The following is a 26,808-nucleotide window of genomic DNA, read 5'->3' as shown; positions in this document are numbered from 1 at the left end:
CCTTTTTACTCTTTTTCTTCTTGCTATTGCTATCAATTTGGACATTCACTTGGCTCAAAGCTTCTTTTGCCTTGCTACGCAGCGTATCCAAACTGCAACCCGCGATCTCCACTAACTTAATATCACTTTTGAGGACTTCAAGGGAATAAGAGAGTTTATCCACTTCTTCTTGTCGCTTTCCTTGCAAAGCCAACCAGGAGTCATACGTGTCGTTAACGACTAATCTTGTTGAGACAAAGGCCCGCTCAGGCATTGCTTTAAATTGTGGATGCTTTTCAAACGATCGCCATAGGCTTTTCAATTCATTAGCATCCACCACTTCATTACTCTGCCAAATGTTGAAGTGGGAGTGTTGAGCTACTTTGAGATTTAACTGATTGATCAGTGGAGTGTGCTGCTGCGTCATCAGTTCCCAGTAGTATTGCCGAACTTCCTCCTTGGTTTTAGGTGTTTCCCCTAACGCATCTAAACGGAAAAGAAATGTGATTTCACTCATAATGCGTGCCTCGTTTCCCCTAAATCGGTCTGAAATCTAATGGTCAGGCTCTTTCTGGTCAAAGAGAAATTTGGCATTTCTAGTGATCCAGGACGCTAAAATCTCATTAAAGTATTTATAGTACAATAATACTAATTTGTGTATTTCTTTTAGCTTGATTTGCTAAATGCCAGCACTGCTGAATCAGCGGAAATTAACAACCTCGCTAAAAGTCACTGCTATATTTTTTGCCAACATATAATAATTTCAGTTTGTCAAAGTGACAAGCAGATTGACAATGGCTATTGCTCCCCAGACCCCGGCTCATAGACACTGGACAGCGTTAGAAGCGTACCTCCAGCCGCTAGAAGATGACAAAATGGAACTCGATGAGTTTCTGAAACACTGGGATGTGACAAGAGAAGAGATAGCCTACATCTGCGACTGTTCACTCACAACAGTCAATCACTGGTTCTCCCAGGGAGAACATCGTAGGTTTCCTTCTGAAAAGCACAAGCAGAAGCTTGCGCTAGCCCACCATATCTGGGCAACGATCGAGACAGAGCCAAAATACCTTCAGACACTTCGGGAGATGTACATCAAAAAACATCGACAAAGGTAAAAAAATATACTTGCCAAATGACAAGATTTTCTTGCCAGGCTAAATTTTTCTTCCTACTGTACAGTGCTAAATAAAAGGGGCTCTTCCCAGGTTTTGATACTGGTGGCGAAACATTGCTTAAATTGCCAACGGACACTATCAGCTTCACGAATTGAGGCATGCGGGTTGCGGTTGTGTGACTCCAGATAGCCAGCTGAAGATTCGCTTAAAGCAGATTGCTGTCACCGTCATCAGATGTTGCAGGTGGGTTTTGGCTAAACCGATATGGAGCACGCTGTAACTACATGAGTACGGATGCCTTGGGAGAGCGTTCCTTCAATCCCAACACAACGAGCACACTCCGCTTTATATCCAACAACATAACGAGTACACTCCGCTTTATATCCAATCGCGCCAAGTGAGTCAGTGTGAAGTTCGTCTGACTACTCAGCAGACATTGGCAGTAGTTCAGTTTGGTGAACGTCATTGAAGATAACTATGTTTATGCGCAATCTACGTGCGGATCACTAAACTGTACCAATGATTTCCCTGCTTGACCAGACTCTATCGCTAGTGCCTCTGCGTAAGTTCTGCGTCATTTATAGTTGTCTTTTGCGATCGCTGATTTGAGAGCAGGATTTATAGCTGTCGTCCCGCCGAGATGCCTGTCATTTGACACTCAAGAATGGCTAAACATCAAAAATCGTTAGCATCTTCTCAAGAGCCTTTAAAGCATTATTTCTTTGATTAATACGATTCAACTTATGATCAGTCATTGTTGTTAGTGACAGGCGTAGTCCTCATGTAGTAGCCAGCTGTTGAAGTGCTTGCAAAAACTCTTGCTCTGGCTCAAAGATCTGGATGGTGAACCGGTTGTCAAGGTCACACAGGTCTCTCAGAGCTTTTTGGGTATTATCATCAAATTCTGTGGGTTGAACAAAGCGATCACCCAAAACTGCTCGTAATCGTTCCGCATCATTGTAGAAGTACTCCTGCAACAGTGGGACAACACGGCGGTACCAGGCAAAATGTAATTCCGTTACATTCTTGACGTTAATAAAATAGCTGTGCCCAATCTGATAATCACGCCCTAGAAGGGCAGTAATACATTGGTTAAGACGAGCCAGTAACGCACTCAAACTAATGCCCTCAACTGTACCTAATAGAGATGGGTCAGGCAGTAATTCAACAAATGTGAAACGTCGTCTTAACGCGATATCTAACAGCGAGATCGAACGATCTGCCGTGTTCATCGTACCTAGAATGTACAGATTTTCTGGAACACTGAACTCTTCTTGGGAGTAAGGCAATCGAACTGTAATTTCACTGTCTTCACCCAGTCGTTTGTCGTCTTCGATTAAGGTGATCAGTTCCCCAAACACTTTGGCAATATTGGCACGGTTAATTTCGTCAATGATGATCAGATAACGATGTTCCGGGTCATTCTGAGCTTGACGGCAAATTCCCTTGAAAACACCATCAACAACCTGGTACTGAATCTGCCCGTCCACGATTACTGGTTTCAATCCTTCCACAAACTCCTCATAAGCGAAAGATTGGTGAAACGTGACAAACCTCAAGTAGTCCGAAATGACGCGCTTTCGGGCATCAGGTTGCCGCAAGTCATCCAATTCATCTGCCAGATTGACCTCAATGTACCCTTCCCCTTCTTCTGTCAGGCACCATTCACCCTGTTGATTCTTCTCAAACAAGTAAGGCGGCTGACGATTTTTATATTTAACTGTTTCCACATTGGGATGAGTATGAATCTGAAGCATCGCCCAAATCTGGTTATTGAGCTTTTGAGTTTTAGTTAATGTCCAGTACTCTTGAATTAACGAGTTATCAGCCAGTTCAGGAACTTTGAAATATTTCTGTGGGCGCTTTAGGTACATGGCAAGCGCGATCACATCATGCCATCTGAGAGGTTGCAGAATTTCCCGGCGTTGCTGCTCTGGTGCTAGGGGAGTGCTCAATTGCTCACCTAAGAAGAAGGAGGCAAATTTATTGACAGCATAGGTCTTGCCTGTACCGGGAGGACCATACAAAATCAAATTCCGTGTTTCCTCTGCAAGGGTTGCGAGTTGAACAATTTCCTCAGGCAATTGAACAAGGTCTGAATTTTCGGCTTCAGGCTGCGGTTTGAGCGAGCGATCTCCTGGGGGAATGGCTGAATAAAGAAAAGCCATCATCTGCAAAGTATCCATCCCCTCAAATTCTGGCTGGTTTTTTAGGAAATCTAGGAGTTGTTGGTTTTTGGTATGCAAGCCACCTGCTGGCTGCTGTCCAAAAAAATTCAGGAAATGAGCGAGATGATAGGGGTTTGAGATAGGCAAGAATTTGTCGGGGAAGTATAGATAGAGTGGTTTGGCTCGTAATCCATTCCGGTTAGGTCCAAGTTGGCTACTACCAATTGGCTCCAACTGGTCAAACTGTTCTGAGGCTGCTACCTCAATCAGTGACACAAGACCTGCTCTAATGCGGGTGAACGCTTCATTCGGGTCACTGCACTGAAATGCTTTGTTCCATTTCCATTGCTGATCGCCTTTGCTCCACCAAATTCCCCACTTGCTTGAACTTCCACCAGCCACGCTACCCAAGCGGTGTGTTTTAAATTCTACCCAATAGCAAAAACTGTCAGGCTTGCCGACCGCGTATTCTTCTAGGGTCAGGCTTGGTAGTTGCTCTCTAGGAAATCGCTGCACGAAGGCTTGGCGTAGCTGTTGGAGGTCAGATGATGCCTGTTTGGGATTCCTGCTTAACCATGAGGTTAGTTCAGCACGCCAATTTTGGGTTGGGCTATTCATACGCTCCTTCCAGTATTTCTCGTAACTCCGCCTGCAAGGCTCCTCTAGTCTCAGATTTTGATAGATCCTGTAACAGGTTTACTGTCACGGCCCAAATCTCCTGGTTACTTCCCTCCAGCTTAAAGTGTGCCCTCTGAGGTGCTGATAACTCCATGGTTTGGGGATAAAGTAGAATGACTCGTGGACAAGTGTACTGATGAGCATAGGCATACATCTGGTAGAAATCAGATTCAGCAACACCCAACTTGCGGTCTCCCTCGTTGAGGTGCTTGTATTTAATATCCATTACTATCGGGAACTGGTCGTTGACTTGAAAAACCAGGTCAGGCTTTAATCGGAACACTCGCTGTCCTTCACGGTTTGCCAGGTACTGTACTGCCCTCTGACCTTGTGGGAGCAATTCACAATGGTTGAGCAATGGCGGCAGAACCTCATGGCGATGACGTTGAATAAAACTAACAATAAATCGCTCAAATAGTTGGTTCATATCGAATACGAACGAAAATGTTGTAATGTCGCTAGCAGACAGTTGCAATCCAAGACGCTCCAAAAACAACTGGGCTAAATTGAGCAATGGTTCATATTGTTTGTTCAGACGCGATAGCTGAACCTGTTTTGCCATATCAGCTGTAACGACGGGTAGAAGCGTTACCTCATCCATCCAATATCTCAATTCCGTCAAGTTTTGACGATTACTGCTGTCACGGGTCAGTTGCCACAATCTTTCAACGACATACCGGAAAATGCGATTAAGCGGATTGTCTATCGTAAATTCGTCATAGGTGACCGTAAATAAGTGCTTTTGCTCAGGTCGCCTTAACTGTGTCGCAATCTGCCATTTGCCTTTCAGTACTGGAAGTACCGCATCAATGGGCTGATAACTACGATGGGTAGCTTTCTGCCACTCATGTTTTAGATGAGAAGCAAATAGGTAGATAAGTACTTCAAACCAGTTCTGCGAGCGCTGAAGTGCAGCGAGGTTAGCTTCTCGAATTCCTAAGTATCTTGCATAATCCAGCATCAATAGCAGGTTGCGCGCTGCTTCCTGCTGGCTCTGCTCACGGTTTTGAGATCGATAAACTTTGGGAAGAATTTGAATCGTCCGTCGTCCCAAGCGCACTACTCCGACATATTGTCTTGCCTGAAATTGAAGTTGCCCCTTCCTAACGACTGGTTTGAGAATTTCAATTCCAGTCACCCTAGACAGTTGCTCAAGGCATTTCAGCTCGTATCCATCTGAAATTTCTGTTGATTCGTGCTCAAAAAGAGTGACGAGTTCAGTTTGGGGCGTTCCTTGCCAAAGCATATAGAACCTCAGGAGACTACTGCGTTGGGGGATTCACCACCTTTGATGCCTTTCAGAAAGCGGCTAGGTTGTCCATTCCAGCATAGGTACACAACATCTCGTGCACGAGTGATACTGACATAGAGTAAATGCTGTTCTTGCTCTAGCGCCTCTTTACGAGCCTGAAGGTCATTTTCCTCCGCAATATGAGGAGAGGGAATTACATCATCAGAGAGGTGAACGACGAAAATGATCTTGAATTCAAGCCCTTTTGCTCGATGCATACTTCCGGTATTCACTGCATCAGCTACTGCATCAGGTTCTTGATCATCAAGCCGGATGCAGGCAATCTTCTGTTTTTTCAAAGATTTCTCAATTGATTTGAGGAGATTTTTAGTCCGGCTAAAAACTCCAATTTCATTTGGCAGTATTCCTTGTTGAATTAACCGAAAAATCTCTTCAGCCACAAATTCTGCCTGCTGATTTGCATTGGCAAAAGGTTTCAAAACTGGTTCCGGACCGTTCAGTAAACTGATTGTATCTGAACGCTGCTCAGTGCCACCGTCAAGATCATCTTGCTCCCCGTCCAGTAGTTGGTCAGCAAACTGGCGAATCTGTTCAGTAGTCCGATAATTGATTTTCAAGACATGAGAGCGTCCTTGAACATTGATCCCTAATGATTTGAGGCTGAGCCGCCCTTGATAGATGCGCTGTCCACCGTCCCCAACTAACATTAAACTGCCAAGGCGCTTGCCTGCTAAGGCAGCCAAAAACTTGAGCTCTTGTGGTTTGAGATCCTGAGTCTCGTCCACAATTACCGTGTCAAAGGGACTTCTGACTTGTCCAGATGTTATCAAGTCACCAGCATGTCGGTACAGCCCAGACCAATCTGTTTTGTTCTGAGATTGTAATTGGAAGAGAACCGATTCAAAAATTTGCCAAACTTGCTTGCGCCCTTTAGCACTTAGGGGTTGTCCACGCCCTACACGATTAGCCGATCGGTATGCTTCCCAAGTTGCGATTCCCTGAGTTTGGATTACAAACTTCCATTCCAGCCAAACAGCAGAGACATTAAGAGGACAAGCAGGAGAAAAGTTTTGTGCGATTAGCAATTGAATCTCTTCATCACTAGTGATGGAGAGGGACTTGTTTCCTTCTTTCAGGATACGTCCTGCTTGGCTGGCAACGGTGCCAACTGTGATGTTTGTCAACTCGTCAGAACTACACAGCAACTTCAGGTTACGGTTGATATTGTCGCAAAGGGTTTTGACGAAGCTCGTCACAAGTACTTTTTTGCCCTGCTGCGCCAGATGTTTGGCTCGATGCATCGCAACTACGGTTTTCCCTGTACCTGCGGAACCTGTCACCTTAACGGGACCCTTGTAGGAACTGGTAACCAATTTGCGTTGTGACGGATGTAGAAAGCCAATCCAGGTTGCCAGGGGAGCTGCCAAAATTTTGGCAATATCATCACTGCTCTTGACGACAATAAAACGCCGTTGAGTGTCTTCATTTTCAAAGATTGGTTTCTCAGGAGATGGTGGCAGTGGAGGAGTGACAAGTTCACCACCTGCTAATCGTAAGAACCGTTCTGCGACCTCTTCTGGTAGTTTTTCGAGGATACTCAATAAGTCATCCTCAGTGACCAGCTTACGAATAACTGCTACCCAGGTTGGGGGTAAGCCTAAGCTCAAAAGGTAGTCGTCATTATGGGTATCAAACAGACCGAATTGGTTTTGAGGTTTCTCAGCAAATTGCTGCTCGATCGTTTCCGTAAACTCAATAATTTGGAGGGCACCTGTTTTAGCATTTTGCTCAACTCGGCGCACTTGTGCCCAAGCATAGGCATTGTCATGCTGCCCGGCATAGAGCAGCGCCCAAGTATCACTTTCTTTGTAGATGATAGCGCGTAGGCCTTGAGTAATACGGGCAGACCAGAGGTTGTCATCCTTTACTTTCGTGACCCTTTCCAGGCTAATGCTGGGGTGAGCCGGATTGCTATAGAACTTGTCGATAAAATCGGTTACTCGCTTGGTGTCATTTGCATTTAGCTTTGACAGGGAACTCATCAAGGATTTTCCGAGTAAAACGATCATCAGATTCCCTCCTGTAATGCGCTTAGAATCTGATCGACAACATCTGGATGATTCGGATCTACAGCAATCGAAGAACGGTTTTGCTTTTGCAGCGCTTGCTGGAGTTGGAAAGCATCACTTCGGGTTTGATCAATAATCAAGAGAATACGATTCTCTTGCGGAGACGCTTCGCGATCGCCTCGGAACACTTGAGCAATACAGGTTCCTATCACCTGCCCCTCGTCGTCAATATCAAGACCTTCATCAATCTCAATCCCTTCTGCAGCAGCCAGTGTTTTTAGAATCGATAACCAGATTGGTTCAAACAAACTCCAGTCGACTTCAACAGGTGATTCATCAAACTTGTTAGTTTGAGCAAGGGTAGTTGGTGTTTCAAGCCAGGTTGGGTTGTCTCGAATATCTTTCGCTTTCGCTTTACCGACCAGTATCTTGCCAATACGGTAGAAGTACTTTGCCATCGCCTGAGGATCATCCAGATTCCCAACTGGAATCTCAATCACCTCGTAATCAGAATTACGCAGTTCTTCCCGAATCGCGCGATCGCGCTGCGCTGTGTCTGGGTTGCCGTGTAAGTGCTTGCTCATCCCGTCCAAATAAACGCAAATACCTTCCAGATCTTCATTTGGATCTTCAAAGAAGAAATCAGGTTTAGTCGTGCCTAATGGCTTACCCAAATCAATCGGTTTTTGGGGTGTTGGTTCTGAAAACCCAGCTCGTTTGAGCATTTCATAGAGCCGAGATTCAGCCTGATTAACGGGCTGTGCTCCTGCCTTGGACCCTGCTTTCGGGAGTTTGGCAGGAACCGCATGACTTTGGGACAGAATGTCGCCCCAATTCTGCAACTTCTCCAACGCTGTATGGCGATTGAGATAGCGGTGATAGTAGGCATTGCGGAAGGTGAATAAGCAGTCGATACACGCGGTATTGCACTGTGAAGGACAATGCCAAACGACTTCTAGAGCGGCTGAGATCACCGTTGTCCAACGGACTAATAACTGTTCCAGTAAGCCAGAACCACCTGGCATAGGATCGTAGAGCAGAACATCTGCTCTCTCGGTGCCAGGCTGGGCGATCGTCAGAATCTGGAGGTCTTCTAACTCCATATCCAACACATTGGCGGCACCGTGCCGAATAGCTTCCATGGCGCTGTAAGCAACTTGGCGATTCTCGCAATCCTGAATCGACAGGGCATCGGCAACAATATTGGCGTAGAAGCCCACAGGTTCGACGGGTTTACCGCAGCGCTGAATATGGTCTGTCACAAATAGGTCTCGATCGCGTTGGGAGGTGAAAGGCGATCGGCTTTGCCCACAGACCGAGCAAACGGTGTAGCCAAGGATACCGCCTCGAACGAGACTGGTAGTCCCAATATTGACCATTCTTAGATGGACGTTACGGCGCAGTGCAACAGTGTGACTGCCCCAGGTGTATGCCAGTCCTCCATCGTGACGGTCTTGTTCGTAGCCTAACAACGTCACGGGCATCTGAAAACGGTTGTCTTCCTCATCAGAAATGTTGGATTGGTGGGGTAAGTCTACATCACAAATTGCTAAGGCTTTCAGGCTTGAAGCCAATAGCCCCGTACTGGTGCCCGCAGTTCCCATTTCTCGAATGGCTTCATTAGCAATATCCACCTGAAAGCGGAGGGGTTCTTCCGGTTCTAGATGGAAGAATCGAGGGACAAAGCGGTGCCCGTTGGCGTAGATCAGGTTACCGGGAACGTACTCGCGTAGTGCCATGCCAGCTGGACGTGGTAAGTCAAAATCGGGCAACCAACCTGCACTTCGAGGGGTTTGAGCTGTGCCTTTGATCGAGCCAACGTCTAATCCGTAACCTGGAAGAAAACCCTCAGCCGCTAAGGCACTGTAGGTATTTGTGTCATCAAACCCTTCTGTATCCTGCCTTCTCTTGTGCTGAATCCCTTTGAGTCGCTTGATCAGGCGATCGCACCGTTGAAAGAGGGCATCTTCATCCGGGTCAAGTGTTCCTTTCTGAACCCGCAACTCATTCAGCCGACGCATTTGGTCTAGTGCCCATTGCAGTCTGCGCCAGAGCCGCTGGATCACCATAGCCAGTTGGTCGCCCATTTGTTCGATATGAGAGCGCAATTCCTTCTCACTCACAGCAATTCGGTCTTCTTTGGGCCAGCTTTCTGCAAATGTGGTTTTTACATGACCTAGAATTATGGCTTCATGCTTCTGAATTAAGTTGGTTAGGCTACTGACATCCAACGGGGCAGTTCGTAGAACGCCTGAGTCGCTGAACAGATAGTGTTTGACTTGGCTGGAGAAGCAGCTTTCCAGAACTTTGGAAATTTCCTGCTGTTCGCCAAGGGTTAAAGAACTGGTAGGACGAGCAAGCTGATAGAGAACTGTAAGAATGGCTGCATGGACGTGCTTACCAACCATTAAGGTGTTGCGCAGATTTAATCGAGGAGGGGAGATCTGCCCCTGTAAAAGCCGCATGGGGTCATTGAAGTAGGCGCGATCGTGGCTGGCGGGTCGGGCGTAGGCAAAGTTGACAGCCATGCGATGTCGCCGCCCAGCACGTCCTGCCCGTTGCCAGTAGTTAGCAGGAAGGGGTGGAATGTTCCGCATCAGCACAGCATCGAGAGAGCCAATGTCAACGCCCATCTCTAAAGTCGGAGTACAGACGAGGGTATTGAGCAGTTTGCTGTTGCCTTTGAAGAGCCGTTCAATCACTTCGCGATCATTCGTCGGCACCTGAGCCGAATGTTCTCTAGGACGCAACATCTCGAATTGCTCATCCAGCACCCGCAGGTCGTAATCATCGGCACTCTCCGGTTCATATTGAATAGTGCCTTGGCACCGCCAGGTCATACAGGCGGCGTGAGGTGTGAGGCGAGGATGGGGACGACGACAAATAGTGCAGCGGTGCACGCCTTGATGGGGAGCAATCTTCAGCTTGTCAGAGTCAATTTGATAAGCTCCATCACAGCCTGTAAGCGGCTTATTGGCACTATTCTGCAGAGTAACGGGGAGGAGAATCTTGAGGTCTTCCGTCAGACACTGCCACAGTTCGTCGAAGAATTCATCCATTTGCTCTTTGGGTATACCCCATCGTCGAGCCGCCTGACGAGCGGTGGTGTCTCCCTTATCGCTTAACCATTGCTGTATCCAACTGGTTGAGTTGCCGCCTTCTCTTGTTTTCTTGAGCCCTTTCGGCACCCCCTTCAAGATTGGCAGATAGCCACGTTGCACTTCGCGATCGCCTTCCCGCCAAATTTTGGAAAAAATCCTGCCTTGGGAGTCCAGCACAATGTTGTTGCGACGGGCAATATCCATGAGGGAAGCAACCCCATTCACCAACTCCTCAGCAGAGATCCCCAGCATTGGTGCCCAGTGCTGAATAAAGGGTAGGTCAGACGCAAGACCAGCATAGTTTAGTTGGATGCGTCCCCAGGGTTCCAGACCAATCCGCTGTTTTACGCCTGTTGTGATTTCGCGCAAAATCTGGATTCGCAGGAAATAGCGGCGTTCGTCTCCATGCTTTACCCCTTCTGCTTCCTTCGGGAAAGCGCGCCAGACCTCAGGAATCAGAGCACGGCTGAGTTCCTCGTCGGCATCCAGGAGATCATCCATGTGGGCAGCCAAGTCCCCGATCGAGATGGAGCCTTGCTTAATGCGGTCGTCCATCAATGCGCGGAGGCGGTAACGACGAGCATGATCTTGCATCCAGCCTGCCTGGAACGCAGCATCCTGGCGATTGTCAGCAAAGACCAAAAGCCGTCTGCGCTCGGCATAATGAAGCATGTTCTGTGCCAGCACATGCACGTCAGAAACCGTGGTGGCTCGAATTGGACGAGCAGGGTCACGGAAACGACCGAAGCTATATCGTCCTAATGATTGGCAGGCAATGCAGGAACTGAGAGCGCCAGGGTGATCTGCCTTCTGCCGAATAGCAAGTAGCGTGATGGGTTCTCCGTCTCGCCCACAGTGGGCACAGCGTTGTGTGGGAGTGGCATGGAGAGTGCCACAAGCACGGCAGAAGTAAATCGGAACAGTGGAGCGGGGATGAGTGCGGGGGGTCGCCGTTAGGGGCTGGGATTGTGAGCTATCGTCATCGTCATCGTCATCGTCATCGGTAATGAGGCGATCGCACAGCAGTAATCGTTTGCCCCGCAACTCTTCCGAAAGCGGTCGCCAGATGGTTTGCTTGCCCTGTGCCTGTCCTCCTTCAGGAGTTTTGCTTGTAAAGGTGAAGTCTTCGACAAAGTGTTCAAAGTAGTGCTGCCCGCAGGTTGTGCAGGTCAGGACAGGTAATCGGAACAAGTCGTCACTGGCTGCATCACTGCTGGCATCTTCAGCCGAGAGCCATAACCGGGGCCGAGGTTTGCCGTCAGGGAAGGTGACAACGGCTCCGCCTACTCCTCGCACAAAGGCATGAATGATTGGGCGCAGGAGGGGCCTTCCCTCTTTGCGGGAAGCAGCCCCTAAAGCCAGCCAGATCAGTAGTTCTTCTTCAGAGATGGGGCGACCAATCTGTTGTTTAAGTTGATGGATCAGATCGCTGAGATGACGGGGAGCATGGAGGGCGATCGCTAACTGAAAGATCAGTTCGTTGGCGGCGAGAGAATCGTAGAGGCTATCCTGCCAGCGATCAGGTTCAAGAGATTGACCCATCAATTGCTCGAATACCGTACAAACGGCAACCCCAGTTTCATCTTCAACGGCATTGAGAACCGCTTGTAGGTTGCTTGCTGTGTTTCCATTAAGGGCTGGTGGTAATTGGCGATCGCGGGGGGGGGCCCAGACTTCCTCCTCATACTTCTCTCCAACCAGTTCTACATTCGTCTTATCCACTCCAAAGAAGCGGGCAGCAAAGTCTCGTCCTGCTTCTCGCCCTTTATCAGGGTCGGCGATCGTGGCGGAGGTGGCAATGCATACTGTTTCGTCTGGCTTTTTGCCGCAGAAAGTGCGTAATCTGCGGATCAGGCAAGCTGTTTCTGCCCCGGTTGCTCCTGTGAAGGTATGGGCTTCGTCAAAAACCAAGAAGTTCAACTGCGCCTGGTTGAACATTTCCACGTCTTCTTGACGGGTCAGCAGCAGTTCCAGTTGTTTGACATTAGTGAGAAGAATTCGGGGTGGATGCTTCTGCATTTCCTCCCGAGAAACCCGTTCTTCGTGCGGATGGACGGCTTCAGGTCGTTTTTCCTGCTGCAGCTTCTCAACCGCTTTGAGGTAATCTGCCTTAGACGCTCCAGCTTTAAGCCGTTTACCGACAACCTGTCCAGTTTTTCTGGGAGTTTTGCCGACATACATGCCAAAGGAAATCCCTGTGCCTGCCAGCAATTCTCGGAGTCGCCCCAGTTGGTCTTCTGCCAGAGCATTCATCGGGTAAACGATGACGGCAACAATACCTTCAGGTGCGCCTTGGTCACGCAGCTTGAAGCATTGGCTGATGATGGGATAGAGAAAACATTCGGTTTTACCGGAGCCTGTACCTGTAGAGACTAGGGTGGTCTTGCCTGAATGGATGTGGCGGATGGCATCTTCCTGGTGCCCATACACGGTTGGGTGCTCTTTGGGAATTACTGCCTTCATCCCAGGATGAAAAATTCCCTCGGTAATGAGATCGTCTACTCTTGCGCCCTGTTTGAAGATGCGGCTGAGACTGATGTAGGGACCTTTGAGCAGAGGAGTGGCGCGGGTTTTCTCCAAGTTGAGGAGTGTCCGCATCTGCTCATAAAGGTTGCCATCCGCGAAGGGGTAGGCAGTGAGCTGGTATTTGAGGAAGTCGTCAACGACTTTCTCGGTGTAGACGATCGGGTTGAGCATGAGCAGGGGAAAGTTTAGGGCAAGATATACCTGTTACAGTTTTAACCGACAAATTTTTCATCTGTTTTGTCTAGCTAGGTTGGGGAACTTGTCAACCAAGCGAAAAACTAACTAGGTGTCATCAAAGCTTTCCATATAGCTATCGAAGAGTTCATCGATTTTGCGGGCATCATAGGCGATTGCTCCACGCTCGTCTCTAAAAGTGCGATTTGGGTCACCTTTGAAGGACAACCAGTTAAAGCTACCATTGGCTGCAAAATGGCTATCCGATATGAGAACTTTTGCGTGGGTATTACCTAATCGCTTAAACGTGAAATTCTTATATTTCTGAGCCAGCTTCTGAAGGTTTTTCTCTGCTTGAACATCCCATTCCCTTTTTTCAAGCTGGGTTTCACCTAGGCCATATCCAATATAAGTTCTGACGTTTCTTTGAAGGAGCTTCTCAAATTGCTGAAGGAATGACCTATTTACAACGGTAGCTCTAATCCAGGGAGAGACAATTAACAAACGCTCTTGACTTTCTTCAAGTGCTCGCTTCAGTAGGGGAGGATAATCATAAACCTCCAACCAATCCATCGGCACCTTTGCCAGCTTCTGTTCTAGTTCCTCAATTTTCTTCAATGCCTGATCAAGTTGTTCCTGCAGTTTGCTCTTTTGAGCATCAACTTCAGCAATCTCAAGTTGTTCTTGAAATGTGACTGCCTGAATACGTGCGGAAGAAACTTCCCTTTTCAGAGATTCGATCGCTTCCAGTGGTACTTCTTTTACATACTCTCTACCGAGCCATTCTTCGGCAAACTTCCTCGGCTCACTACCCTTAAGGGCTTCTAAGATACGAAGTTTTTTGACACCATTAACACGTGCAAATGCAGCTTCATAACCGCTGTCCAGACGACCATCCACAACAAATGCAACTTGTGGGTCATCTCCTGTTCTAGATTTATAGACAAGAGCTTGAGCTAAGAGGAAAAAACTGTCTCGCCTTTCGATCGCTTTAAGTGCTAATAAATCCCGTTCTTGCTCACGTTTAACTTTGCTTGCAATTTCAATTTTTCGAATTACCTCGTCTACATCGGTAATTTTAAGATCACCGAGTTCTGGCGGCTTGTATTTTGATGGTGGGATTTCTAAAATCCCTCGATCACGCAGGTCTCGTTTACGTAACAAACGAGATTCAAAACGCCCATACCATTTGACGTGCAGTAAAAGTCCGTCAAAGTTGACAGTGAATGTTCTTTCTTCAGGAACAATGTTTTTTGCTTCGCGTAGCGTGCTTTGGCCTCTTTTACTGAGAGTCCATTCCTGTAGTTGGCCTCCTTCAGGAACAATTAAGTCAATGTCCTCACTCATACGGAGGTTAATCATTGCGTCCCTAGTAATTAGAGGTTCCAGTCCAAGAAATTGTCCTATCTCAAGCTCAGATGCTAAACCTGAATTGATTGCCTTAAGAACAAATTCCTCAATCGGTGGTATCTTTTTCTTAACTTGTGTAATTGCTTGAACAGTAACTCGATAGATAGGTAAACCAACCTCACGGCAGCTTACCAGGTCGAAGCCCTCACGATTGTTGTACTGACGAGCTGTTTCATATAACTTCTCATCCAATTCGCTTAAGGAAAAATCCTCTAAAGTCATACTTCAGTCTCCTTAAGGCAGCAGCCATTTGAATGATGCTCAATATGATCGAGAACTCTGGCTAGGGGATTGCTAGGTGCTGTTAAGCAAAAATGATGATCTCCTACTATGACTAAGCCAATTTTGCCTCTCGATAAAGCGACATTAAGGCGTTCCTTTTTATTTAGAAAGCCTAATTCTCCTTTGGGATTAGAACGAGTTATGGAGTAGATGGCAATGTCAGCTTCTCGTCCCTGAAAGGCATCCACTGTATTGCATTCAATGTCTAATGACTGTAAATTTTCTAGTTCTGAATCAAGTCTTCGGTTAAGGAGCTTACGTTGAGCTGTATAACCTGTCAGAATAGCAACTTTACATTTTTCTACATTGTCTGATACTTCAATTGCAATCTGGTTTAGTTTCTTGAGAAATTGAAGGATGATTGAGACTTCACAAGCATTGTTATAGCTGGGACGAGTGTTTTGCTCAGTGCGGTTCGGCAAGGATGCTGTTGTCAACCAAGTGACGGACTTCGGCAAGATGCGACTCAGATTTTGGCTAATAGCTGGACCGCTGCTCTGAAGCCTGCCGTCGTAGAAGCACTGGCTAATCAGGTTGCCAATTGGCTCGACCATCCGATGTTGTATAGCCAAACTCTTACGTGAGGTTTCTGGTAGCGTACGCAAGAGCAAATCAAATAACGTTTCTTGCACATCATCTGGCTTTAAGTCATACTTGCTGAGAAATTGAGCACTGCTACTGGCTTCGTCTTGAAAGGGTGGAAGCTGATTAGAGTCGCCCACTAGTATCCATCTACGAGAACGAGAGATTGGAACCAGTACCTCGGTAGCTGTCGCTTTGGAAGCCTCATCAACAATGCATAGATCAAACTCAATATCCTGAACATCTTTAGGCATCCCGATACATGTTCCAGCAACAACTTGAACCCTCTTTAGGAGGGATGCGTTGAATTCACTGCTGCGACCAAACTGATCAAACCATTCAGCTTGAAGTTCCAGTAATTGTTGTAGTTTTTTAGCTTCTGGATTTCGTAGATCAATGAGTTGTTCTAGTCGAGTGTCTAACTCCTTGACAGTTAGTTTTAGAAATTTCTTGATATTTTTCCCACTTAAATTTTGTAACCGTTCTGCAACCAGTTCTTTTTCATCACGAACTTGTTTCAATTTTCTTTTGAAATCAGCAATTTCCTCATCGAGTTGACGAATTTGCTCTTCTAGCTCTTCTGGAAGCTCATATTTCGCTCGTTTCTGAGGATGTTCAGAACTGAAGGGAAAGAGGTTGTCTCGCTCTTGTTGACGGTGATTGAGTTCTTCCCTCAATAAATCCAATTTAAGTGTTATGCTTTTCAACTCCTGAAGCTGGGTAGCGAGTTGAACATCTTCAGCGGAGATACTATGTTGTGCAGCCCATGCTTCTAAAAAGGTTTGACTATTGGAGATCGCTTCCTGCCGCCACTGGTGCATTTGCTCCTCTACAAGTAGGGGCTTGACTACATCAGCAACTTTCTCGTGGCTGCCAATTCTTACAAGTTTTAGATGAGGATTTTGAGACCGGATTCTCTCTAAAGCATTGTCTAATGCAACGTGGGTTTGGGAGCTAAGGAGAATTCGAGCGTGAGGATTTTCTTCGAGGGTTTGCAGAATCACTTCTGTGATAAACCTTGTTTTACCAGTGCCTGGAGGTCCTTCAACGATCAGGAAATCTTCAGTTCCAAGAGCGGCTTGAACTGCCTCTGCTTGTGAAGGGTTGAGTTTTTGAAAGAAATGGGTAATTTCCTTTGATTTGGGAGGCTGAGTCTCGCTTGGGTTGATGAGCAGCGATCGCAAATTTGTTCTAACAGCACGATCGAAGCGAATGGCATCTAAAGCTGACTTTTGGCGATATAAAGCAATCTCTGCTGCGCGGGTATCGAAACGGAGTTCACCCTCGTCTGGAATTTGCTCAGGATTGCCATATTGAATGTAGAGAACTAGCTGTTCATCTGTGACCTCTTCAACATCTCCTCTAAGAATGCTAGAACCGTTCTCGCGAGTGATATGACGAGGCTGCCCAGTAATGTCTTCATCGGGCAGGGATGCTAATCGAAAATAGGCTCGGCTGCCGTCATACTCGACAGAGGTGTAGCGTAATGGAGTTTCTCGCTCTTTTTCCCAATCTGCTTTTGCCCTTAAAATATCGCTCCAAACTCTGAACAACCGCTGTTTTGCGGCTTCAGCCTTAACCTGTTTTTGGGTTGCCTCATAGTCTGCAACAGCAAACTTTAGATCTTGAATTACTTCAATGGCATCCGGCAGGTTGAGGGGCTTACTGAATTCAAACTGATAGTCTGGATTCCATGAACTTTCTCGTTTCCCTTCCAGTGCAGAATTCGGTAATGACTTCGCATTAATGATCAGCAGATGGGATTGATCCGTTGCAGCATGGTAAGAATATGCGGCTCCGAAGATGGAATAGTGCCCCTCTGAAAACTCTTCTTCTGGATTCGTTGCTTTTCTATTTTGGAAGGGAGTGATTCCACAAATTGTATTGAGGTCTTCTTGCAGAATCTTCTCAATCTCCGCCTGTGAAAGGTTCAGCTCATTCTGAAAATTGGTAATTGCTCTTTGAGAAAGCTTGAGATAACAGACACGCTTCTTGCTGGAATAAGCTTGCTGTCTCTGGTCTTGAACTGCCTGAAGCTGTGCCAGTAAGACTTCAGCGTTGCGTGGACGTTCCGCCGGATCCGTAGCGACTGCGGCTTCAATAATCTCTGAAATTTTCGGTGGAATATCTAATTGATCGAGTGCTTTGGGGATGCTGCTGTAGTCAGCCAAATCCACATTGGTCAGGCATCTTAAAACAATGACTCCGAAACCAAAAACATCACGAGTATAGGTATATGACCCATCATCGTATTCTGGTGGCGTGTAGGGACGGGAAGTAAATTCTGCCAGAGTAATGCTGGGCTGAAAGTAACTTTTAATTTTTGAGATACCGAAGTCAGCGAGTTTAATTTGATTGTTGCTGTCTACCAGGATGTTGCTGGGTTTAAGGTCTCGATGTATGTATCCTCGCTCGTGGGAAAATTCGAGGGCTTCTAGAATGGGTTTGCCAATGATTTCCCAAAAGTCGTCCCAGCCTTGAGGTGGGGATTCCTGAAGTAGCGCGGTCAGATTGCGCTCTACCCAGGGCATAACAAGGAAATAGTGCCCTATCCCTGGATCAATTCCTGAATCTAAAAGCTCCACAATTTTGGGATGAGTCAGTTCTTTCAATGCTTGCGTCTCGCGCTTGAATGACTCAGCTAAAATTTCTTCCTCAATGCAGCCGTGACGAAAGACCTTTACAGCAACCTTGCTACCGCCAGCTTGTAGGTCTACAGCCTGATACACATCAGCCATGCCACCGGAGTAGGGCGAACCCAATAAGGCATAGCGACTATTGATTATCAGAACGGATTGACCATTCATTCTTGTCTCTCTGGTTTACGAGGTTTAGGCTGATCGGCTTGCCGAGGGAGCAGGTAGCAATCGGATTATGGACCAACAGCGAGTCGGGGAATCATCAAGGTTATTATTCCCACAAGTTTTGGTAGATATACCTAAGAGGTTCTGGTTAGCTTCGACGTCTTCTTTTTGGCGTGTCTACGACATTTCCAAATAAATCGACTTGTAAGGGGTTCCCAAACAAATCAGTGGGCTGCTGAAAGTTTGGATCAGCAGGGGGTACAGGCTCTATAGCGGTTTCAATAGATTCTGTAGAGTGCGAGACGGAAGGTGCTGTCTGTTGGGGATATTTCAATAACTGCCGCAAATTTTCGGCGTGTCGTTCGCACTCTGCCCAGGATTCTTCTGGAGTGCCGTCCAGTTGCCAAGGGAGGAACCTGTCCCCCAATCTTGCAGCTACAGGTTGATGTTCTTTTGCTCTGTCGTCGTGTCCTAACTCGTAGTCTGCTAACCGCAAGGTTTCGGGAAGCATCCAACCTTCACCGTCATTGAGGTTGAGGAAGGCTTCGAGTCCGATTTTTTTGAGTTCGTGAAAAGCGATGAGGGAGAGAATAGTATGACGTAGTTCGGGATCTTTCTCTTTATCTACACGCCAGAAACCTTTAGGATCAAGGTTTTCATTAGAATCAACTTTACCTGCTGGATAATCACAATTAGCAAGAATACATTCCATATGCTCTATTTCTAATCCATACATATAAGCAACTACTGCATCAACATTACATTTCAAACGAAGACGCTCGTGATATGTAAAGGCTGTGGATGAAGAGTATGGAATTACTGAAACTTCAGAATCTAACTCCTCTCTAAGCTGAAGAGCATACGATGAAAAAATAGGTGAGAGAAAAGATAGACGGGCAGCGGAACGAATTAAAAACCTGATATTTGGAAGGGATAGGTTAGGTAGTTGTAGAATGGGACATTCGCTTAACAAATAAGCACTAATATTAACGCCACCAAATCTGCTACGTAGGAGGAAATCGAAGGACAAGGTACTAAAAACTGATTGTAGTAATAGTAAACGGCTGATTGTGTTAGGACTAGTTTGAAGTGTATACACAGATTCTCCACAAGGAAATCCAGGTATTAGAGCACACTTCATCGAACGTGCATTAGTCGCGGAACTAACTTTCACGATTCCTAGTTTTGGTCCTAGTTTTGCTTTTCCGGAGTTATAGAAAGTTTCTCTGCTCATCAGATATTGAGGTTTAAATCTTTTCTGAGCCATTTCAATCTCTTGCCATACAGCTCTTCTTCCTCTTCCTGAGATCCACCCTTGATTACAATAGTCAAAGTTCTGAATCATACGTCCCTCGTATAAGGGAAAAGCTATTTCACCGTCAGCACTTTCCCAATAAAAGCCTTCATTGTTGGGACTAAACTGCTTTGCCTCCCATTTCTCCAATAATGGGAATAACTTAGCATCATCTGTCATATGGAACTCACGTCCATATTCAATTGACCAACCTTTGTTCCTGGACTCATAGAACGTTGGATTACGGCTATGCGCAGTCTTGATAACTTCCAACTGATTGATAGAAGTTACTTCAAGTATAGATAGGCTCTGTGGACTAAACTGCTTAACCCACTTCACAGGATAAGGAAGAATGAATTGTTCTGCATTTTCCCAATCTTCTATTGCGTATCTTGAAAATGCCGTTTTGATTTCTGAAGTTTTTCCACTCTTCTGAATAATCAGAATACAGAATTTAAATCGATAGTAGATTGACGTGAATATCTTGTTCCAATTAATGATGCCAAACAGCCACTCCCACTTACATTTCGAGATAAACTGGTTGCGCAAGTCAAGAGTTCCTTTATCTGTGTAAACTCCTGACGGCATAATCATACCTAGATAACCTTTAGGCTGAAGAATTGCAAGAGATAATTCAAGAAACATCTTGTAAGTATTGATGTCAGCAGACCCTTGATAACGGAATGGATGATCTGGATCGGCATAACCCGATCGCTTTTGCTGTTGAGCCAGCCAGTCCTGATGAAGAATGGCATTTTCCTTACCGCGAGACAAGCTGAAATGAAACTCGCCTGCTTCTTTGACACCAAAGGGATACCCTGCATACTTTGTCCAGTTTGAAAGAGCTTTGAGTTTGGCGCAATAGGCTAACCACTCCTGCTCAACCTGGGGAGACTTCTTAAAATACTCCAACTGTTTCTCTAACGCCTCCTGCTTTCCATAGGTGCGATAGAGCGGATCAATATTCGAGAAAAATTCTTTTGAATTGGGCTTCTGAATTTCCCACGGTGGATTTCCGACAATGCCGCTAAATCCAGCATTTTCGCCCACAAATACATCAGGAAATTCTAACTCCCAATGAAAGAAGCGATATTCTTGCGCCAGTTGATTCACGATCGCAGCGGTTTCTGGCGGTTGGTTAAAAAATTTCCCAGGCGTTGGGGCGTGTTCGGTCGCATCGCCTGACCAAAACCAGATCGCACACCAGCTATCAAATGCCTGTCGCAACTGGCGCAGTTCTTGACTCTGTTCAATCTTTTCTCGATAGCGACGCTCTTGCTCTTGGGTATCGGCAATGGCTAGTTGATGTAACTCCTCAAAGATATTGACCGCATCTTGGTGAATTTCTTCTGGGGGTTTAGGCAGATCAAAGTCAGGAGCAGATAACTGCTGTTGCTGTCTCCACTCTGGATCAAATGCCTTAATTAAATTAACTAACTCTGCTTTGACAGTTTCTTTCGTATCTTTAATTGCTTGTGTCCAGCTATCTCCCGATTGAAGACGTTGCCCTTTGCTTTTGCCTCGTGTTGCCACATGCTCCCGAAAATGATGCACAAAGTGATCGTGGTTCGCATCACCCCCTTCCCGTTCCCATGCCATCGCTGGATAGTCTTGAAAGCGATCGAACCAGCACCCAACCAGGGCATTCCCACACTTGATCTTGTGATCCAAAAAACCGAAGGGTAGATACTTATCCATCGTCTCCACCCACAGCGCCAACCGCGCCAACTCCACCGCCAGTGGATTAATATCCACTCCATAAAGACAGCGTTCAACAATAAAACGCTTAAGCCGAGGTTTCGATCGCTCCTCTGCCTTCTCCACCGTAACAGGCAGTTCCTTTACACATTCTGCAAACCATTCAGGCTGAGCATCCAGCGGAATCGACACCACAATTTCCTCACCCCGCTCCACCAACCATCCGTGATAGAACAAGCTCCGCCACAACGCCTCCAGCAAAAACCGCAGCGCAGCTAATAAGAACGAAGCCGAACCACAAGCCGGATCACAAATTTTCAGATTGAGGATTTCGATCGGAGTCTTGGGTGTCCAGGCAGAAGCAGGTGCTTTCTCATCCGGTTGCCCCGCCTCATCTAATGGTGGATTGTACGCCAGCGGTAACAACGTCCGCTGCACCGTTGGAATAGCTAACTGTGGGCGCGTATAAAACGTCCCCGATCCTTTGCGGGTGCCACCCCAGCGCACCAAAAACCATTCCCCTGGTAACACCACACGGGCAATTAATGCACCGGCAGCTTTCCCAACTGCCCGTTCGTAAGCCACCTGGGCATCTGCTTTCTTGCTGCGAGGCTTAGGCACTAAATTCCCTGCCTTGACTGCCCGGACTGCCCACTGTTGAGCGCGATCGCGTAGTTGTTGCAGTTGATCGACATCCTCTGCGATCGCAACATCCAGTTCTGCCTCTGGCTCAGTATCCGCTTCAGCGTCTAGCTCCTCACTTTCTTCTGGCTCCGCTTCGTCACCCTCAGCATCCTCGCCTTCCTCGCCTTCACCCTCCACCTCTGCTTTTGCTTTTTGCTTCAGCTTCTCGACCAGTGCCGACAGAGTTTTATCATCCATCCCCTCCAAACGAGCCAGAGGTAGAACTGGCTGATCACCAAGATTGAGAAAAACCATCGGTTCATCGGCTGTCGCCTGTCGCAGCTCAAAATCCAGCAAGCCTTCATACAAGATGCCGATATACTCTGATGACAAATCCGAAAAATCGACGGGAGCCTCCACCCAGGTACTCCGCCGCCCCTGTCGTACCTTGACCTTACTGCGACACAGCAACTCTAGAATGCGATAGACTACCGCATCTGACGGGGTATGACTCGGATTTTCAAACGCCGAGAGTGCCCGCAAAATTGGATCATTGGCAGCAGAATTACCTGGTTCAAACAACCCACCGCCATACTGGGGCACAGGCAGAGCTTCGTGAGCGCATCCCTCATATACCAACTTAAACAGTGCCAGCAACCGTGACCAGGAACTTACACCCTGCCGTAACCGCTCTGCTGCCCGTCCTCCAGCACGGCGATCGAGCTGTTCTCGTAAACCCTGTAATCCGTAAGCACTGTGATAAATCGGGTTGTCGCGCGGCAGCAGATCTCGCGCCTCTGCAAACAAAATCACCACACAGCGCATCACAATTCGAGTTGCTGCAATATAAACGTGGCGAGGCTCAATCCCATCCGACTTTGCCATCAGGGGGGCTAACGCCTCCGCCGATTCTCGAATCAGCAACTCAACCGCCTGCCGAACTCGCTCCCCCAAAACCTCCGACAGTTCTGCCTGTCCCTGCCGGGAAGCGGCGATCGCTACCAGTAACGGACTGGGTACATCGGTGCGATCGGTCTGAAGGGCTTGCTGCCCTAGCAACAACCGTAGTGCCGTTACCTGTGAACCGGGTTGTCCTTCCTCAAACCAGAAAGTAACATCCCACTCACACCAGGCATCGTAGTCTGCCCCCGCATGAATCAACCGCCACTGATAGCCATTGGTCAGCAGCGCAATTTTCTGATTGGCTTTTCGTAGCCATTCCACCACGCGAGAGACAGACCGCTTGCCGCGCCCAATCCCCAGCCGTGTCACCTTGCCCCCCGATTCCTGCCCATCGGCAACAAAGACGGGCAGCACCTCCCCATGTACCCCCTGCCACACCCGCCGAGGACGAATCATCTCACGGGTAATCGCTGGATATGACCAGGTGCGATCGACCTGACTTCCCTTCTGCCAATCGCCTGCCAGCCCCAGCACCTCTTCCAGCACTGTATCTAGAAAGGTACTCAGATGATCGTCTTCCCCATTCTGGAGGCGGGTCACATCTCGACGCAGCCGATCCTCAATAAATCGAGGCAACGGCGACAAAGACTCTGCAACAAAGAACTCGCTGAGCTTGGAAGATGCAATGAGTAAGCCACCATGCTTCAGCGATGCCCACCAATCTTGCAAAGAGACGTTTGACTGAAGTGCGATCGTCATGGCTTCACCTCCGGCAAGCGAATCTCAACGGTAACTGGGAAGACCTGAGCCTTTCCCCGGAGGCTATACCGTTTCGGTAAAGTGCCCTCCAGCACCCGCGCCTGTTCCCGTTTAAGCTGATCGAGCAAGTCTTGATAATGGCTCTTACGGCGACGCAGTTCATCGTCTAGATCCCGCAATCGCTCTTCCTGCGCTCTCCGCTCATCTGGAATCAGGGAAAGCTGCTGCATATCCCCCACTAACGCATCCCGCTCCTTCTCAATCTTCTGGATGGTGGTCTCCCGCATCGCTCGTTCCACCTCTTGAAGCCGATGACGGAAGCGTTCCTTCTCTTCCTTTTGTGCCTCCTCACCGATCGCTTTCAGTCGTGCCGTCAACTGGGCAGTCAAATCATCCGCCATTTTGGACAAAACCGCGCGTACCTCTTGCGAAACCTCATCCCACAAATCTTGAGCCTGAGCGATCGCCGCTTCACTCACCATTTGGACAGTCGGTCGATCTTCCGCTACCGGAACATGGGGTAAGCGATCACCCAACTCTTCATTCTTAATGGGAAAGCGAATTGTCTGCACCCAATGATGAAAGGGTTCTCGCAATTCGTTAACGCCCAATTCTTCCACCGTCAGTAGCAGCAACGCATCGGCACCAGCGGGTACAGTTCCATATCGCACCGTCCAACGGCTACAAGGGTAGTCATCCAATCCACCTCCCGGAAACCGAGCACGGGCAAACAGATTTAACGCCTGATGGAAGAGGGGATGCCCCAGGTGCAGCAAGGTCGTATCCTTAGCAGGGCGGTACACCGGGCGACCGTTGCGGGTTTGAATAAAGTGTTGTGGGTCAAATACGATCGCGGGCAAAGCTCCCCGCTGTCCAGAATCCGTTTCTAGCCGGAGATAGTCATCAATCACAGGCTCCCAGCGTTGAGGCACTGGCATTCGTAGTCGCAGTCGTCCTTCTGAGTCAGGCACTTCAAACCGGGGTAGTCCAATCCCTGCTCCCAAAGCAATTTCTAACGTACTTTTGAGCGTTTTAGGCGTCAGGTCTAGCTCCTGTTCTAACTGTCGTAAGGTTTCTGCGGCTTCACTGCCTGCTTCCAAGTCAGGCGATCGCGGAATCTGGCTGCGACCTCGACGGTAATTCACCGCAGCATCTAGACCTTTGACAACGCTACTCGTGTCTTCCAAATCAATAAAACGCCGCTGAAATGCCGCATCAAATACTTCACCCATCGACCCCAGTTCTTCTCGAATCGTATTCACTTTGTCCACGACATGACCAAGAAACTGAAGATCCGCATCATCTTCGCTGGTGAAGTGCAGCACAATCACATCCTGCGCCTGTCCGTGGCGATCGAGCCGCCCATTCCGCTGATCCAATCTCGACGGATTCCAGGGGATGTCGTAATGAAGGACGATGTAAGCTGTTTCTTGCAGGTTCAACCCCTCAGAAGCCGCATCCGTTGCAATCATCACTCGGACTGGATCGGTTGGGTCGTTAAACGCCTGCTTGATCTCATCGCGCTGTCGGTCGTCCATCCCCCCGTACAGCACCCGCACAATTTCCGGCTCTTTTTTGAAATGGATCTTGAGTCGTTGTTCCAGGTAATCCAGCGTCGTTTTGTATTCAGTAAAGACGACGATGCGATCGCTGCCTCGCCACTGATTCCCCAACCGTAAATATTGCTCGATCGTATCGATTAATCGCTCCCATCGCTCATCCTCCGCTGGTTGAGGCAATTCCCCATTCGCACTCGGAACCAACCCCAACTGTTGCAGAGCGGCATCGACCGCCCCAATCTCGTCTTGTAAGTGTGGAATCAAGGGCTTGAACCAAGCACCCGTTGTTTTAGACGCATACTGGAGCCGACCTTCGGTTTCCTGGTCATCGTCGAGGTCTTCAGAAAGCGATCGCCGCGCCGCCTGAACGGCTGCTAATTCCGCTGATTCATCCTGAGTTGTCCCTTCCCGAAAGCGATACCAGGAACTCGCAAACGCATACGGGCAAGACAGCAACCGCTTGTTCAATACCTCCACTGCGAATGCTCCAGCAAGCTGTTCAGTCCGGCTAGCATGGGCAATCAACTGCTTGACCCCACTCCGAAACTCACCGAAGGCAATCGAGAGCTTACGTTCAGTCGAGCTAAAGTACAAAGGCACCGGACGGGGACGACGCTCACAGAATCGGGGGATTTGCCCTGCCTGCTCATCTACAGCATTAATCTCTCGCTTCAATCGGCGCACTACAACCTGCTCAATCCGCTGCTTCATCACATCAGTGAACTCGCTAGATTGTGTAAAGCGAACGGGGTCAAGCTGCTCCAACAACCCAGAAAAACAGCGAGTATGACCGTTGTGTGGAGTAGCCGTGAGAAATAGCTTGTGTTCAAACCAGGGAGCGATCGCCCGCAACATCTTGGAAAGGTCACTATCCTCCCCGAAATTGGACGGCATTAGATTATGCGCCTCATCCACAATCAGCAGATCCCATGGCAACTGTGCTGATCCATCTGGCTGAGCACAGGCAGCCCGAAACTGCTCTAGCACATCTGGTTGCCGCAGGTAATGGTAAGAGGTGATGATCCGAGGGTAAGTCCGCCACGGATTGGCATCAAGTCCTAACCGCTTTTGCAGAGCATGGGTCTCTGCCCGATCTACCACATCAAAGCCCAATGAGAACTTGACCTTCATCTCCTGCTGCCACTGCTTCCGTAAAGCCGCAGGACAAAGGATTAATACCCGCCGAATTCGCCGCCGTAAGAGCAATTCAGTTAGGATTAGCCCTGCCTCGACCGTCTTACCCAACCCTACATCATCCGCCAAGAGCAGGGAGATTCGAGGCATCCGTAACGCTTTCAGCAAGGGAACCAACTGAAAATCTTCGACCTGAACTGCCCCGAAGAAAGGAGAAGCGACTGGGGGAGTCCAATCGGTAACTGAGCGATCGGGTGGCAAAAATGGAGACAGTGCTGTCCATCGGGTCGATCGCTGCATGGCATCAAAATCAGCCGCAAGCATGGGTGGCTCAGTCGCAACCTGAGGCAGTGCAGTTGGCTCCAGCACTGAGGGACTGATCTCACGTTCCCAAATGATCATCTCCTCTGGAATACCATCAGGATCGGTATACTCCAGCGTCACCAAATGCAACCGCCCTGCCAAACTGCCATCAAATGGCTCAACCGAAGAAATTAATGCCCGACGGTTCCGAACCGTGGCAAGCATCCCGACTCTTGGATTAGCAGTAGCAGAACTGGTAGTTGGGCGGTCGGACATAAATAAAACCAAGCCATGAACTCAACAGCTTTCCTTTTCAAGGTTGCCTTATCCTACTCCGAACTGCCAAAAGACAAACAGGATTCCTGCTCCTAGAGCCTTGAAGGCTACCTAT

The 26,808-nt window shown here is 48.0% G+C and carries 10 protein-coding genes and 1 pseudogene; 1 reads left to right on the top strand and 10 read right to left on the bottom strand.

What is annotated here, in order from left to right; genetic code table 11:
• A partial coding sequence (locus AC5I6P_RS03570) for a hypothetical protein (protein WP_495692384.1) occupies positions 1-496 on the bottom strand: 496 nt, incomplete at its 3' end.
• Positions 497-773: 277 nt separating this feature from the next.
• Between AC5I6P_RS03570 and AC5I6P_RS03565 the strand changes: the two genes are divergently transcribed.
• Complete coding sequence (locus AC5I6P_RS03565; RefSeq protein WP_495692383.1) at positions 774-1,097, top strand: hypothetical protein; 324 nt, start codon at positions 774-776, stop codon at positions 1,095-1,097.
• Positions 1,098-1,221: 124 nt separating this feature from the next.
• On the opposite strand, the pseudogene AC5I6P_RS03560 reads toward AC5I6P_RS03565, so the two are convergent.
• From AC5I6P_RS03560 to drmD, 9 genes and pseudogenes are all read right to left on the bottom strand, one after another.
• Positions 1,222-1,447, bottom strand: a pseudogene (locus tag AC5I6P_RS03560) (transposase); the annotation flags it as partial.
• Between the two features lie 429 nt (positions 1,448-1,876).
• Positions 1,877-3,883, bottom strand: a complete 2,007-nt coding sequence (locus AC5I6P_RS03555; RefSeq protein WP_495692382.1) for an McrB family protein — start codon at positions 3,881-3,883, stop codon at positions 1,877-1,879.
• Positions 3,876-5,189, bottom strand: a complete 1,314-nt coding sequence (locus AC5I6P_RS03550) for an McrC family protein (RefSeq protein WP_495692381.1) — start codon at positions 5,187-5,189, stop codon at positions 3,876-3,878. Before AC5I6P_RS03550 ends, AC5I6P_RS03555 begins: the two co-directional genes overlap by 8 nt.
• Positions 5,190-5,197: 8 nt before the next feature.
• Positions 5,198-7,264, bottom strand: coding sequence for a 3'-5' exonuclease (locus AC5I6P_RS03545; RefSeq protein ID WP_495692380.1), 2,067 nt, complete (start codon positions 7,262-7,264; stop codon positions 5,198-5,200).
• Positions 7,264-13,062, bottom strand: a complete 5,799-nt coding sequence (locus AC5I6P_RS03540; protein WP_495692379.1) for a DEAD/DEAH box helicase — start codon at positions 13,060-13,062, stop codon at positions 7,264-7,266. Before AC5I6P_RS03540 ends, AC5I6P_RS03545 begins: the two co-directional genes overlap by 1 nt.
• Positions 13,063-13,173: 111 nt before the next feature.
• Positions 13,174-14,697, bottom strand: coding sequence for a phospholipase D-like domain-containing protein (locus AC5I6P_RS03535; protein ID WP_495692378.1), 1,524 nt, complete (start codon positions 14,695-14,697; stop codon positions 13,174-13,176).
• The gene (locus tag AC5I6P_RS03530; protein WP_495692377.1) at positions 14,694-18,146 is read right to left on the bottom strand and encodes an AAA domain-containing protein; all 3,453 of its coding nucleotides are present in this window, start codon (positions 18,144-18,146) and stop codon (positions 14,694-14,696) included. Before AC5I6P_RS03530 ends, AC5I6P_RS03535 begins: the two co-directional genes overlap by 4 nt.
• Before the next feature lie 145 nt (positions 18,147-18,291).
• Positions 18,292-23,421 (bottom strand): Eco57I restriction-modification methylase domain-containing protein, encoded by a 5,130-nt coding sequence (locus tag AC5I6P_RS03525; RefSeq protein WP_495692376.1) that lies wholly within the window; start codon positions 23,419-23,421, stop codon positions 18,292-18,294.
• Complete coding sequence (drmD, locus tag AC5I6P_RS03520) at positions 23,418-26,693, bottom strand: DISARM system SNF2-like helicase DrmD (RefSeq protein WP_495692375.1); 3,276 nt, start codon at positions 26,691-26,693, stop codon at positions 23,418-23,420. The genes AC5I6P_RS03525 and drmD overlap by 4 nt, the downstream gene beginning before the upstream one ends.
• Positions 26,694-26,808 lie beyond the last annotated feature (115 nt).

The organism is Myxacorys sp. (genome assembly GCF_059501405.1).
Note: the sequence above shows the minus strand (reverse complement) of the source record. Positions and strands in the feature narration are given on the sequence as shown.